We start from the raw sequence: 14,828 nt of genomic DNA, 5'->3' as shown, positions 1-14,828 counted from the left end.
TTTAACTTGCATTTGGCTTTAGGCCTAAAATTATATCTAACCTTACTCCATGCATAAAACCATAAGTTTATTCTTTCTTTTGGCTTTGACCCTCATACAGGAAGCTTTTCCCCAAGAGAGTATCAACCTACTGGTAAGAATCAGCACCGAAAAATACCCAGAAGTCAGGGCAAGGCAATTGGAAACGGCTGCAGCCCAAAGGGAACTTTCTTACCAAAAAGCAGATATTACCCCCCAGCTCAACGCCTCATATCAAGCCAATTATGCTACCGCCAACAATATTACGGGGATGTTTATGCCCGGGCAGGTTTTGCCTATCAGTGGCCCTCCTTCCCTAGAAAATTCCGCCCAGATGGTATACGGGAGCGCTGCTGCACTATTATTAAACTGGTCTCCGCTGACCTTTGGGAAAAGACAAAGCCGGGTCAACACTGCCCAAGCAGAATTGGAGTTTTCAAAAGCCAATGAGGAATTAGCCATCTTGGACCATCAAATAAAATTTATCCATGCTTACCTCGATTTTTGGGCGATGACGGCCAAAGTCAATGCGCTTGAAAAAAACATGGAGAGGTACAGGTTTAATCTTGAGTTGAGCCGAAGTTTGGTAATAAATGGACTTAGACCTGGCGTCGATTCATCCCAGTTCAACTCACTTTTCATCAAATCCAAATTGGAATTACTCCAAGGCCAAAGAGAAATGGAATCCTATCGAACTTTGGTAAGAGAGCTTTTGGGTGACGATGATGTCACAATACCTGTAGACCAAAGACTCGGCAATCAAACAGCACGCTTACCCTCCTCCACAAATACCCTTCATCCATTAATCCAAAGCTCCCAACAGCAAACGGCAATTGCCCAATACCAAAAAACACAGATCAGCCGCTCATTACTTCCAGACCTAAATTTTTGGGGAACCGGATTTGCCAGGGGCTCGGCCATCCTAGCCGACGGGACTTTTGAAGCGCCTACAGAAGGTTTGTCATTTTCAAGGTACAATTATGGTTTAGGATTTCAAGTCACCGTTCCGGTTTTCCAATTTGCACAGACCAGGCAGCGGATCAAGCGACAGGATTACTTGGTCGAAGCTTCCAAAGCCCGGGAAGAGACAATCTATAGGGGTTTGGAAAAAGACAGGATAGTAGCCCAAGTGACTTTCGACAAGGCTTTGGAAACCGCCGAGCTTGCCCCTGATTACGTTCAGGCAGCCCAGTATAGTTTTGATGCGCTCCAGGCCAGGTATGATGCCGGCCTGATCAATATGGCTGAACTTTTACAGGGACAGGCCACTCTGGCCGAAGCAGAGGCCGAGGTGATCAAGGCCAAGGCGGAAATGTGGAAAGCGTTGCTTTACCAAGCGGCCGTGCAAGGAGAAATCAGTGTATTTACCCAAAACTTCGAATGATATGGATTTGATCAAAGCCTCTTTAAGAAAACCCATATCAGTGATGGTGATCGTGCTTTCGATTGGGTTCTTTTCCTTTTTGACCATCAGGTCAATGCCCATTGACATTTTCCCCGAACTTGGGATTCCTACCATATATATTGCCCAGCCTTACGGAGGCCTTTCGCCGGAGCAGATGGAGGGTTATATGACCTCGGTTTACGAACAGCATTTCATCTACATCACCGGGATCAGCAGTATGGAATCGAGGTCGATCCAGGGCATGTCCCTGATCAAGCTGCAATTCCATGAAGGCACCAATATGGCCGAAGCCATGGCCCAGGTAGTGGCGCAGGTCAATCGGGCCGGGGGAAAAATGCCCCCGGGGACCATTGCCCCTTTTGTGGTGCGGTATGATGCAGGCAATGTTCCTGTAGGCCAACTCGTTTTCAGCAGCGAGGAGCGATCTTTATCGGAAATCCAAGACCTGGCGGTAAACAGGGTTAGGCCCATGTTTTCCTCCCTTCCCGGCGTTTCCTCCCCTCCCCCGGTGGGCGGAAATCAGCGTTCGATCGTCGTAAACGTGGACCCCGAAAAAATCCGCAGCTACAAACTCTCCACCGAAGATGTGGTAGAGGCCATTGCCAGGGGCAACCAACTCGTTCCTTCGGGAAGTATCCGAATAGAAGATACGGAGTTTCTTACGCGCCCCAATACCGTAGTAGAAAACTATAAGGAACTTGAAAACATCCCCATCTACACCCAGTCAGGGCCATCGGTTTACCTGCGGGATGTAGCAGAGGTGCAAAACAGTGCCGACATTGCCACTGGCTATGCTTTGGTCAATGGGCAGCGCTCAGTCTATATCCCTGTCACTAAAAGGGCTGATGCCTCCACTTGGACAGTGGTAAAAAACATCAAAAACGCCCTACCTGCCATGCGGGAAGCAGTACCCGAGGATATCAAAGTAGAATATGCCTTCGACCAGTCCGGGTACGTGATCAAATCCCTCAGGAATGTTTTGACCGAAGGGGTAATTGCCTCCATTCTGACCGGGGTGATGGTTCTGCTGTTCTTGGGAGATTGGCGCAGTGGACTCATTGTGGTCATGACCATTCCGTTGGCCCTATTGACTTCACTTGTGTTCCTGAATCTTGCCGGGCAAACTATAAACATCATGACCTTGGTCGGGCTGGCCCTATCCATTGGAGTACTGGTAGATGAGGCCACCGTCACCATTGAAAATATCCACAGGCATCTTGAATTGGGAAAAAGTCTTCCCAAAGCGATAATTGACGGCACCAGGGAGATTGTGGTCCCGAAGATTCTGATTGTATTGAGTATCCAGGCGGTCTTTGTGCCTTCTTTCTTTATGTCAGGTGTACCGAGATCTATGTTTTTACCGCTTTCCCTGGCGGTAGGCTTTGCCATGATGGCCTCTTTTATACTTTCCCAATCCTTCGTACCCGTATTGGGCAACTGGCTGCTAAAAGAGGATAAACTGAAAAACCATGCCCAGAAGCAGGAGGCAGGAAGGTTTGCAAAGTTTGCCGCTCACTATAAAGTAAAGCTTCAAAACCTGTTGGACCGCTCAAAACTGACCATAGCCCTCTATTTCTCCATTTCCCTCTTGGGAGTAGTGGGACTTTATTTATTGATAGGAACCGAGATATTCCCTTCAGTGGACGCAGGCCAGTTTCAGTTGAGGATATCAGCTAAAGAGGGGACCCGGATTGAGCAGACTGAAAGGCTCACACAGCAGGTTTATCAGGAAATCCTGGACCTTACCGGAAAGGACAACATTGAGGTAAGTTCGGGATACGTGGGGACTATTCCTTCAGCCTATCCTGCCTCCACCACCTACATCTGGAACAATGGACCTCAGGTGGCTTTCCTAACCGTTAAGCTAAGGGAAGGAAGCGGCATAGGGATAGAGAATCTGAAGGAAGAAATCAGGACAAGACTGGCCGAAAAACATCCCGACCTTAAACTTTCATTTGAACCGGCAGATCTGGTGGACCAGGTCATGAGTATGGGGAGTGACACTCCTTTGGAAGTTGCCGTGACCGGAAAGAATATCCGGGAAACCCGTGCATATGCCGAAAAGCTTGAAAAAGAGCTTCAAAAAATCAGTTATTTGCGCGATGTCCAGATTGCCCAACCTTTGGACTACCCTACTTTTGATGTCAATATTGACAGGGTGATGGCTGGCCAACTGGGACTCTCAGCAGGAGAAGTGGGCAAGGCCATGATTTCAGCGACCAATTCCAGTAGGTTTACCAGACCCGTTTATTGGCTGGACCAAGGTTCGGGGAACGCCTATCAGGTACAGGTAGAAATTCCGCAGTACCGAATGAACAGTGAGGATGAGTTGCGGAATATTTTCATGCCCAACATAGAAGGTTTCAACAATAGGCTTGGAGACCTGGCTTCCATTGAACCGACTTATACCCAAGGGGAAGTGGTCAGGCTCAATCAACAAAGAATGGTATCGGTGCGGGCCAATATTCATGGCAAGGCCATTGGCTCCATTAAAAGGGATGTGGACACCGCCATCGCCAGCTTGGGCGAAAAGCCAAGGGGATTGAATGTACTTGTGCGGGGCCAGTTGGAATTCCTTGACGACACCCTTTCTGAACTACAGACGGGATTGATCATTGCCATATTTGTCATCTTCCTTATGCTGACGGTCAATTTCCAATCCTTCAAAGCCGCCCTTTCCACGCTTTCTACCATTCCGGCAGTGGCAGTGGGTTCTCTTGGGTTCCTGTTGTTGTTTGGCGCTACGCTGAATATCCAGTCGTATATGGGCTTGATCATGGCCCTTGGGGTGTCCATTGCCAATGCCATCTTGTTTACCACCTTTGCCGAAGAAGAAAGAAAGCGTGGCAAAGAAGCTGTGGTTGCCGCCCAATCGGCAGGAGAAAGCCGCTTGAGGCCTATTTTGATGACCAGTATATCCATGATTGTCGGGTTGATCCCACTGGCAGTAGGAGGAGACCAAACTGCTCCGTTGGGCATTGCGGTAATTGGGGGCTTGCTTTTCTCCACCTTCACCACCCTTTTGATTATGCCGGCAGTTTATGGAAAAATAATGCAGGGGGCCAGTATCAAATCTGTCTCTTTGGATCCTTACGATGAAAAAAGTGAAAAATATGAAAAATAAATATATGGGTTTGTTCATCCTTTTAGCCCTGTTTGGCTGTGGGACGGCCCAAGATGAAAACACCAACCAAACCGTTCAGGAGGACAACCATCAGACCTTTGAGCTTCAAAGGCAAAACCTGACGGGTGAAGTAAGTCTTCCTGCAGAGCTCCAACCCTATGAAGCCATCAGTCTATTTGCCAAAGTGACGGGGTTTGTTCAGGAAATCAAGGTGGACATAGGCTCCAAAGTGAAAAAGGGAGATGTCCTGGCCATCATAGAAGCACCAGAAATTTTGGCTGAGCTGGCTTCCTATCAAGCCAATCTGGAAACTGCACGAGGCAGGAGCCTTCAGGCCAGATCAAGATACAATACAAGTCAGGACCAATTTGATAGATTGCAACGAACTGCCCAAACAGAGGGAGCTGTCTCAGAGGGCGATATTAAGCGCATGGAAAACCAACTGCAGGAAGATCAGGCGGGATTTGAGGCAGCCCAGGCCAGCCTGAATGCCGCCGAGGCAAATCTAAAAGCTGCGCAACAGAGGGCAGCCTACCTTACCATTCGGGCACCCTTTGACGGGGTAGTGACCGAAAGAAATGTTCATACTGGCGCATTTGTCAACCAACAGGGAGGCGAAGGGCAGCAGCCATTATTCCGCTTGGAAATGACTCAGAAACTGCGGTTAAGGGTACCCATGCCTGAGAGTTATGCGGGTCTGGATTTTGGCAGGGACAGCCTCAGCTTTACCGTTAATACACTTCCCGGAAGAGTTTTCAAGGCGAAGGTTTCCAGACAATCCGGTAGCTTGGCCAACCACACCAGAACGGAAATGGTGGAAGCTGACATTGACAACTCTGATCTTTCAATTAAGTCAGGAAGCTTTGCTCAGGTCAATTTGGTTTATCAAAAGGAAAACACATTTGCAGTTCCCCGCACGGCGATGTTGACTACCATGGAGGACCGCTTTGTGGTGAGGCAAACCGCTGATGGCAAGCCCGAAAGAGTGCCTGTCAGAAGAGGTCTGACTGCTAAGGACAAGGTTGAGATTTTCGGGAATCTAAACGAAGGGGATATAATAATTGAAAACCCCAGTGAAAATATCTAAACGACAATTAATTTTCCGGGTTAGATCAAGCCCATTCCTAACCCAATGGAAATGATGATCAGCATGACAGCCACTATAGTCTGAATGGAATCCAAGGTGACCTTTTTCAATAATTTATTGCCAATAAAAGCACCTAGGATTCCGGCAAGTGTAGCCGAAATGACTAACGTAAGATTTTCATAGAGCCCTGTCTGGCTGAACCTGGTTGCATAAACACTCAACCGGGTAAAATCAACAAAGGTCGAAACCACCACGGCGGTCCCGATGAAAGCCTCCTTGGACAGGCCAGCCTTGATCAAAAAGGCACTTCGCAAAGCACCCTGATTTCCGGACAAGCCCCCGAAAAACCCACTGATGAAACCTCCCAATGGCAGCTTGTCCTTGCTGAATTCCATCCTTTTGAAAAACGGAATCAAATCCATGGTGGCGAATACAATCAAAAGGAATGAAATCAGTAGTTTCAATGGATCCACGCTGAATGTCCTCCCTCCTAGTTGATAACTGAAAAGTGGCTGCAGTTCGGTAAGGTTGATCAATATCCAGGATCCCAGAAAAGCGGCCAAAACAGCGGGCCCACCAAAATAAAGTAACACCCGCCTATCAGCACTCCTTCCCACCAGAATCAGCTTGAAGATATTGTTGAAAAAGTGGACTACCCCCGTGAGTGCAATGGCCAATTCAACAGGAAAGAAGATCATGAAAATAGGCGTAAGGATGGTCCCCAGCCCAAATCCTGAAAAGAAAGTAAGAATGGCGACCAAAAAAGCCGCCAATGAAATGATTACTATTTCCATTTAGTATCGCTTGGTCTGTAGTGAGTGATCCACCGACCAATAGCCTCCCCCTTTGATCAAAAGGAAAATGCTTCCCAGCAGCATGGACCAATCCGTACGGCTGCCGTGCATCATCTCCCAGAATCCGTCTTGAGCCAGCACCTCAGATTTGGTGGTGGCAAAGGCGACCAACATGATAACGATTAAAGGCAAACTTGCCAACCGGGTAGCCAAACCGAGCAAAATCAAAAGGCCACAGATAATTTCAGATGCACCTACAAATCCCCCCAAGAATTCCGGGTTAGGCAGCCCGATCTTTTCAAAACGCCCAGCTCCCCTAATTGCCGGAAAAAGGAACTTTTGGATCCCTTCGGAAAGGAATACTGCGCCTACCATGAGGCGGATGAGGATAGTGGTTTTGGAGTGGTCTGTCTGTAATAGTGTTTTGAACATTCTTCTTTGGTTTTGCCGGATGTTGGTATCCGAGGATGGTACAAATGTTAATGGCAGCGTAAAATTCACATTTCCCCGCCAAAGTCTCATGGTAAATCTGAAAGTATTTCGGTGGAAACCAATAAAGAAATCCAAAAAGCCAAAGCGGGACCTTGTTTTTGCTTCCTGTTTTGATGCCGTCAGCTACCCAAATCGGGACAGAAGACCGAAGTCGGGAACCGAAACTCTCCTTCGATATCACATCAACCCACTATGTTGCCAAGCATACTGAGGCAAATGCGGATATAGATTGTTTTCTAAAGAAAACAAAAACTACAATAGTTTTTTACAAAAACAATTACGATCAATTAATATTGATAAACGAAGCCACCCCGATCCTTACCCCTGAGGTACTATACCGACCGTTTTCAAAACCTGCACCGACTTCGAGCCTGAAGATTCGGAATAATTGATCTAGGGAATAGCCGATTTCAACATAATGGGGAGAATTGGCTGTTTTTAAATAATTAAGAAAAATATTTTCCCTCAGCCCCGTGTATCTCAGCATGGGCAGTTGTGTAAACAGGAATTTTCTAAATTGATAATGGACAATGGAGCTGATAAAATCCGTCTGTGTACTGAAACGATAATAGTCCAAGAATCTATAATTTGAGGCCACACCCATGTTGCTGAAAATTGTCCTATTCCCGCCAAAATGTTTGTAATCCATAAAATACATACGGTCATTATTCAGAAATGTCCCAGCGTTGACATTGAAATCAAGACGCCCACTCACCCCAAACAGGAAGCTGTGGGACACACCGGCCTCTAGCAGGTCAAAGTCAGTGGTAGTTTGACCACGGAAGTTGGGAATCCCCTTGGTGTAGCCAAAATTGAACTCCGGAGCCCGGTCATAAATAGCATACCTTCGCCCGTTCCTTATTCCATATTTCACCCCTGGCCTCCATCTGAAGGCCGCATTAAGGATCAAAGCCTGGTGGTTTTGAAAATTGGTGGGGCTAGATTCCAAGTTGTCAGGGCGGTTTGGCGTAAACTCCCGAGTCTCCTCATAAAAGAAGCTATTGTCCGACTGGTTAAACAGCTCTCTCCTATCTGCCCATTTCAAGCTACCTTCATAACTGAACTTGTCACTCAGACGACTGGAATGATAAACTTGAACAAAATCCTGCTCATACAGCTTCATGAAATTCTGCCTCATTACGAGGGTATACAGCGTATTTACAAATTCGGTGATAGGTTCATCACTGTTAAACTGTTCAATATACCTGCCTCCTGTTATCCCGAGTCTGGAATTTATAGAGCCCGCTCTTACATTCCTGTAAATATCCGTTTTGAGATAAGGCCTCTTGCTGGCAAACCCATAGCGGAAAGCTGGCCGCACTTGGTATTCCACTGTCCTCCGCGTGACCGAGTCAGCAAGCGTATCCACTTTGGCATATCTCAAGTAGCCCGATACACCAAACTTCCACCCCTCCACGGTATTGAACCCGGTTTTGAAAAGGTTTTCATCAAAGCCGGCAGATTTCCCTCCACCAAAACTGTAGCTACCCCCAGTAATGACAGATAAAGGGTCAAATTTCTTTTTGACTTTCTTCCTTGCAGTGGTGTCGCTTTTATCAACTTTTGCTTTCTCAACCACAGCAAGGCTGTCATCCCGCTTGTATCCCCTGATTTCGTCAGCGGTTAACTTTACCGGCCTTATGCTGTCCCAATAATTTTCATTTCTCTTAGAAGCCAGGCTGTCCACTTTGTAATTTCGCTCCCTTACTACCTCCACATCTTCCCGCTGCTTCAAGGCCTCTTTTTCATATTGATTGACCATTTTCCGAAATTCCTTTCGGGTCAGCTTATCCCCTTCTTCAAGCTTTTCCAAGGAAGAACTTTTCTTGTCGAACCTGACAATGTCCTCTGGCACTTCCTGCACCTTTTCATCTATTATTTCTGGCTCCACCTCCAGATCCGGGTTCAGCTTAATGTCATAATCTCGGATCGAAGCTAGGTATTTGTACTCCCCAGCAAAACCAAAGATTTTTCCCCCAAAGAGATATGTATGACTGATAGGCATCCAAACCTGATCCTTCACTGGGGCGTAGATTTGATTCACATTGACCTGGAATCCCATGATGGATGTTTTGAGATCCAAGCTGTGGATGGCCCACAGGTCTTCAATGATATAAATGAACCCCTCGAAAACATTTTCACCCCTTGAGCGTGGCGTCACCTTAACCTTATTGATTAGGATGCCATCCTCCATAAAGGAACCCATTAGGGTAAATTTATAATAGGCAAAAGCGCTTCTTGAAAGAGGGGAAATGGCTCCATTGATTTTCTCATTATAAAAGCTGGTGCCGATATAGGGTGCCGGTGAAGTGGCGTTGTCGTCACCGCTTGAGCGGATACTGATCACTCTTTCCTCGATTTTATCAGGCTGGGAAAATTTAACCTCAGAAACCGACTCTGATGTATAGGCCTCATTCAGGTTTAGCCCCTCTTCCTTAAGTTTTTTCTTCAGAAAAAAAGGCGCGTTAGTCAATTTACCAGTGCCTTTTAGGTAAACCTGCATGGAATATTCCTGCACTTGTAGGCGGTGAAATTTGGCTTTTGAAATAGCTTTTCTCATCACAGTGAGGGCTGGGTCCTCTTGCCCGCTTCTTACCACCACCTCTTGCAGTCCAAAAACCTGCTCTTTGAGTTCCACATTCAGCTCTACCCATCGGTCTTGGACCTCTACGGTTTTGAGCACAGAAGTGTATCCAATATATTGAACCAATATATCATACATGCCGGGTTTTAGGGCATACTCAAATTCCCCATTTTGATTTGTAGGCACTCCGTCACCCAGATTCCGGATATATACCGAGGCATAAGCCAGGGGGTCACCAGATTCGGATACCACTTTGCCTCTCACCCCTTGGGCATAAAGGCCTTCACCGAAAAATGAAATGGCCAAAATCATCAATATTGTTATTCTCATAATAAAATGAATGCGCTGAAAAGCCGAACTTACTCAATCCTTATAATCGGTGTAAATTAGATAAATCGCAGGACATAAGGAATACTTAAAAACTTACCCAAATAATACAATAAGGCCAAAAAACAAAATCAACGTAATATTTACCAAATCAATCCGAAACCAAATCATAGCATAAAATAGAAAATTGGCCATTACGACATCTTTACCAATGTTAGTATCTTACAACATTTTTAATAAAACAGTGAAATTTTAAGTATTAATAAAATTCAATCGTTTTCGATTAACATTTTTGCAAATAATACAACATAATACTATCAATTTTACAAAATAGACTACTAAAATTTAACAAACCATCTCAATAACAGGTAATTTTGAAAATGTTAAATTTTGCAAAAATGAATTAATTATTCGATTTTACATTAGAATTAGCATGTTCTACCAATTTTTGAAGTTTAACAGAATAAACCTATGAAAAACTATTTACTCAGCATGAAAGTCATGCTGCTGTTTTTGGCCTTGTTTATTACGGCTGAGACAGTGTATGCACAGGGCAGGCAGATTACCGGTACGGTGATCTCCGGCGAGGATATGCAGCCGCTTCCCGGCGTTGCAATCCAGGTAAAAGGGACTTCCAGGGGAACCGTCACCGACATGGATGGCAAGTTCAGTCTGGATTTACAAGGTGGTGAAACGACCTTAGTTGTATCTTTTATTGGGTTTACTACCCAAGAGGTTTCAATTGGAAATCTTTCACTTTTCACAATTGCACTTGAAGAAAACATCCAAAGCTTAAGCGAGACGGTAGTCATCGGTTACGGGCAGCAAAGGGCCCAAGACGCTACCGGTGCGGTGATTGCACTTGGTGAGGAAAAATTCAACAAAGGTATCATCAACTCTCCTGAGCAGTTGCTACAAGGTAGAGCTGCTGGTGTGCAGGTGACCCCGAGTAGTGGTGAGCCAGGTGCGGCGGTCAACATTCGTATCCGGGGTACTTCTTCAGTAAGATCTGACAACAACCCGCTTTTCGTAATTGACGGCGTTCCCTTGGACGGTGCAGCCACACAAGCTGGTGGCGCTGACTATGGAGCCGGTGGTTCACAGCCAAGAAACCCGCTAAACTTCCTAAACCCAGACGATATCGAAAGTATCTCTGTTCTTAAGGATGCATCTGCTGCCGCGATTTACGGTTCAAGGGGTTCCAATGGTGTGGTTTTGATTACTACTAAGAAAGGAAAAGCTGGACAGGAAAGCCTTACTTTCTCTACCAGCGCGAGTGTAAGTACCAGAGCCAGAAAAATTGACCTTTTGGATGCAAACGATTACATTCCTCAGGCAGTAGCCGCTGGAGCTGATGAAAACGTCATCAACTTTGGAGGAGCCACCGACTGGCAGGATGAAATATTCAGGACTGCTATCACCCAAAATTACAATGTTGGTTATGGTGGGGGCACCGAAAACACCCAATATAGGGTATCCCTCAGCTACATGAACCAAGATGGTATTATCAGAAACACTGGACTTGAAAGAATCACCGGACGTATCAATGCTTCTCACAAAGTTTTTGACGACAGACTGAGATTTGACTTACAATTAACCGCCTCAGACATCAAGGACACATATGCTCCTCTTGGTGAAGATGTGGGCTTTGAAGGTAACCTTATCGGTGCGGCCCTTCAGGCTAACCCTACCCGCCCTATAAGAAATGCAGATGGCACTTTCCAGCAATCTCAGGATTTTAGAAACCCAGTAGCCATGCTGGCTTATATCGATGATCGCGGTGAGACGACCAGGGTATTGGGTAACATCGGTGTTACATTTAATTTCACAGACAACTTCTTCTACAAAATGAATTTCGGTATGGATAATTCATCCGGGGTTAGAAGAACAAGTTTGGACCAAAGATTAGTGTTCCCCGGAATCGAAAATATCGGTAGAGGTGTGATCAACAATACCTACCAGCGTAACCAGTTGATCGAGCACACCCTGAATTACAACGGTACTTTGGGAGAAAACAGACTAGAAGCCCTATTGGGTTTCTCTTATCAGAAATTCGAAAGCCGCGGTCACTTCTTGCAATCGCAATTTTTCACCTTACCTAATGTGCCTCCAGTGGATAACATGGGTGGTGTGGACAACGTAACCGCTAGGGCATTCCTAGGAAATTCATTTAGAGGCCAAGATGAACTGCAATCCTTCTTCGGTAGGGTAAATTACAACATCCGGGACAAATATTTGATCACTGCCACATTGAGAGCTGACGGCTCTTCAAAGTTTGGTGAGGACAATAAATACGGTGTATTCCCATCTCTTGCTGCAGCTTGGAGGATCAACGAAGAGGACTTCATGAGTGGAAGTACTTTTAACGACTTGAAATTGAGAGCAGGTTGGGGTGTCACTGGTAACCAAGAATTCCCTAGAAACGCGGCAGTAACAGTACTTAGAGCGGATAACCAAGGCGGTACTTTTATCTCGAACCAATTCAACCCTAACTTGAGATGGGAAGAAACGGTTCAGTACAACGTAGGTTTTGATTTTGCCATCATGCAATCCAAGCTTACCGGTGCTATTGACTATTTCAACAAGCAAACGGAAAACCTGCTGATCCTTGTGGATTTCCCGGCTCCGGCAAATGCCATCACCAGATGGGAAAACCTTCCGGGCCGCGTAATTAACGAAGGGGTTGAATTTACTTTGGATTATTTGGCCATAGACAGAGAAAACTTCTCTTGGAACATACTAGGAAATGCTACTTTCCTGAGAAATGACGTTCAGGGCATAGGTACTACCTTGAATACCGGTAACATTGACGGACAAGGTTTGACGGGAGCTTTTGCCCAGAGAATCACCGATGGACAGCCGCTATACTCGTTCTACATGAGGGATTTTGAAGGTTTCACTGAAGACGGCTTGGGTATTTACAGAAACAATGAAGAATTGTTCTACTTGGGTTCTCCATTCCCAACATTCACGTGGGGGCTTACCAACAACTTCGCCATCGGCAGATTTGACGCCAGCGTCTTCTTCAACGGACAGAATGGCGGTTTGATTTACAACAACACCGCTAACGCCATCTTCTTGAGAGGTAACTTGGCCAACGGTAGAAACGTAACCCGTGAGATCGCCAATTCCGGTGAAAACCCCGCAAACTTTGGTGAAGTTTCTTCCAGATTCTTGGAGTCAAGTGACTTTGTAAGGTTAGCCAACCTAAACCTGGGTTACACCTTCAATATGGCTGACAGCCGTTATATCAGATCGATGAGAGTTGGCTTTACTGGCCAAAACCTGCTGTTGTTTACAGGATATAGCGGTTTTGACCCAGAGGTGAACACCAATAAAGCCAGGGACGGGGTTCCTTCCTTGGGTATAGATTATACAGCTTTTCCTTTACCGAGAATCTATACGCTTAACTTGAACTTTGGATTTTAATTGACATGGACATGAAAATATTGAATAAATATTATCTACCTGCACTTGCCCTTACCTTGGGGATGGCTTGTACAGAATTAGATGATGCGGCCTTGGATGCGGAGTCGTTCAATAGGCCATCGGAAGCAGGCGAGGGAGCTGAGGCGGCGGCTGCCCTTCAAGGTACTTACAACCAGCTGAATGCTTTTTCGGATCAGGCGGGAATTTATGCCCTTCAGGAGCATCCCTCGGATGAGATGATGGGACCCACCAGAGGTACTGACTGGAGTGATTTTGGGGTATGGAGACAGTTACACCTGCATTCTTGGGATGCCAGCCACGAATTTGTATTCAACGCCTGGAACATTCTAAATACCGGACAGCTAAGAGCCACACAAGTAATCGATGCGCCTAACGCCAGTGCCCAGCAAATTGCGGAAGCGAGGTTTTTGAGATCGTATTATATCTATAATATCGTGGATCTATACGGCCAAGTACCGATAAGACTTGACTTGGATGATCCAAATGAGATCCCAACCGTACTTAGCAGAGCTGAGGCTACCCAGTTGATCATTGATGATTTGGATGCAGCGATTCCAAACCTGCCATCCTTGAATGGCGCCAACACCGGTCAGGCGACAGTAGAGGCTGCACATTTTCTTAGAGCAAAAGTTTATCTAAACAGGGCTGTATTTACTGCAGCTGAACCTGCTGGTCCATATAACTTTACGAATGAAGATATGCAGGCAGTGATTGAAAGTACTGATGTGGTGCTCAATAGTTCTGTAAGTTTGACTCCTTTCTATTGGGATAACTTTGTGCCGGACAATAGAACCACTTCTAGGGAAATCATTTTTGCCAGAAGAAACGAAACTGGCAATGCCGTGGCAAGTGTTCAGAACCGTTATAAAATGACAATCCACTACAACCAGGTACCTGGATCAGGAGGCGGTTGGAACGGTTTCACCACAGTGGCAGACTTTTATAACAAGTGGGGAGAGACTGACGATGTAAGGAAAGGGCAGGCATTGCCTGGCTTTACAGATAGACACGGTTTGAGGGTTGGATTTCTAGAGGGCCAGCAGTTTGACGGGGCCGGCAATCCGCTTACTGACAGAGGTGGTAACCCGTTGGTATTCACTCCAGAGGTTAGCTTGCTTTACTCTAATGAGAGACAAGGGGTCAGGGTAATCAAATACCCCCCGGATCCCAATAACCTTGCGGACAACTTAATCGGCACTGACTACATCTTCTTCAGGTATGCTGATGCTTGGTTGATGCGTGCAGAAGCTTTATTTAGAACTGGCAATACCGGTGAGGCATTGGCAATGGTTAATGGATTGAGAGAGGCAAGAGGTGCAGAACCTTTAGCCAGCTTGACCGAAATGGGTCTGCTTGATGAGAGAGGCTTTGAACTATACTGGGAAGGCTGGAGAAGAAATGACCAAATCCGATTTGGCATGTTTCTCCAAGAGTGGCAAAACAAGCCGGTGACCCCTCCCCACGTGGTATTGTTCCCCATCCCACAAAGGGCCATGGACACCAATCCAAACTTCACCCAGAACCCAGGCTATTAACTCTTTATTTAA

Annotated in this window: 8 protein-coding genes; 5 read left to right on the top strand and 3 right to left on the bottom strand. The window is 46.1% G+C overall.

Annotated elements, in window-relative coordinates; all coding sequences use genetic code 11:
- Positions 1–49: 49 nt before the first annotated feature.
- The 3 genes from KI659_RS08210 to KI659_RS08200 are packed head-to-tail and all read left to right on the top strand — an operon-like array spanning position 50 to position 5,634.
- Positions 50–1,402 carry a TolC family protein gene (locus KI659_RS08210; protein ID WP_213944863.1) on the top strand — a complete coding sequence of 451 codons (1,353 nt, stop codon included), beginning with the start codon at positions 50–52 and terminating at the stop codon, positions 1,400–1,402.
- 1 nt (position 1,403) lies between these two features.
- Positions 1,404–4,547: an efflux RND transporter permease subunit gene (locus tag KI659_RS08205; protein WP_213944862.1), complete on the top strand. Its 3,144-nt coding sequence runs from the start codon at positions 1,404–1,406 to the stop codon at positions 4,545–4,547.
- Positions 4,537–5,634: an efflux RND transporter periplasmic adaptor subunit gene (locus tag KI659_RS08200; RefSeq protein WP_246535333.1), complete on the top strand. Its 1,098-nt coding sequence runs from the start codon at positions 4,537–4,539 to the stop codon at positions 5,632–5,634. Before KI659_RS08205 ends, KI659_RS08200 begins: the two co-directional genes overlap by 11 nt.
- 20 nt (positions 5,635–5,654) lie before the next feature.
- Here KI659_RS08200 and KI659_RS08195 read toward each other — a convergent pair whose 3' ends face one another.
- The 3 genes from KI659_RS08195 to KI659_RS08185 all read right to left on the bottom strand — a co-directional run bounded on the left by KI659_RS08195 (position 5,655) and on the right by KI659_RS08185 (position 9,834).
- Positions 5,655–6,428, bottom strand: a complete 774-nt coding sequence (locus tag KI659_RS08195) for a sulfite exporter TauE/SafE family protein (RefSeq protein ID WP_213944861.1) — start codon at positions 6,426–6,428, stop codon at positions 5,655–5,657.
- Positions 6,429–6,860: a DoxX family protein gene (locus KI659_RS08190; RefSeq protein ID WP_213944860.1), complete on the bottom strand. Its 432-nt coding sequence runs from the start codon at positions 6,858–6,860 to the stop codon at positions 6,429–6,431.
- A 343-nt stretch (positions 6,861–7,203) separates the two neighbouring features.
- Complete coding sequence (locus KI659_RS08185) at positions 7,204–9,834, bottom strand: DUF5686 and carboxypeptidase regulatory-like domain-containing protein (protein ID WP_213944859.1); 2,631 nt, start codon at positions 9,832–9,834, stop codon at positions 7,204–7,206.
- A gap of 468 nt (positions 9,835–10,302) precedes the next feature.
- On the opposite strand from KI659_RS08185, the gene KI659_RS08180 reads away from it, so the two are divergent.
- Both KI659_RS08180 and KI659_RS08175 read left to right on the top strand, forming a co-directional pair.
- The gene (locus KI659_RS08180; protein WP_213944858.1) at positions 10,303–13,260 is read left to right on the top strand and encodes a SusC/RagA family TonB-linked outer membrane protein; all 2,958 of its coding nucleotides are present in this window, start codon (positions 10,303–10,305) and stop codon (positions 13,258–13,260) included.
- A gap of 11 nt (positions 13,261–13,271) precedes the next feature.
- Complete coding sequence (locus KI659_RS08175; protein ID WP_213944857.1) at positions 13,272–14,816, top strand: RagB/SusD family nutrient uptake outer membrane protein; 1,545 nt, start codon at positions 13,272–13,274, stop codon at positions 14,814–14,816.
- The last annotated feature ends 12 nt before the right edge of the window (positions 14,817–14,828 follow it).

This window comes from Litoribacter ruber, from assembly GCF_018449405.1.
GTDB lineage: Bacteria > Bacteroidota > Bacteroidia > Cytophagales > Cyclobacteriaceae > Litoribacter > Litoribacter ruber.
The sequence above is the reverse complement of the archived record's forward strand: the minus strand, read 5'-3'. Positions and strand labels throughout refer to the sequence as shown.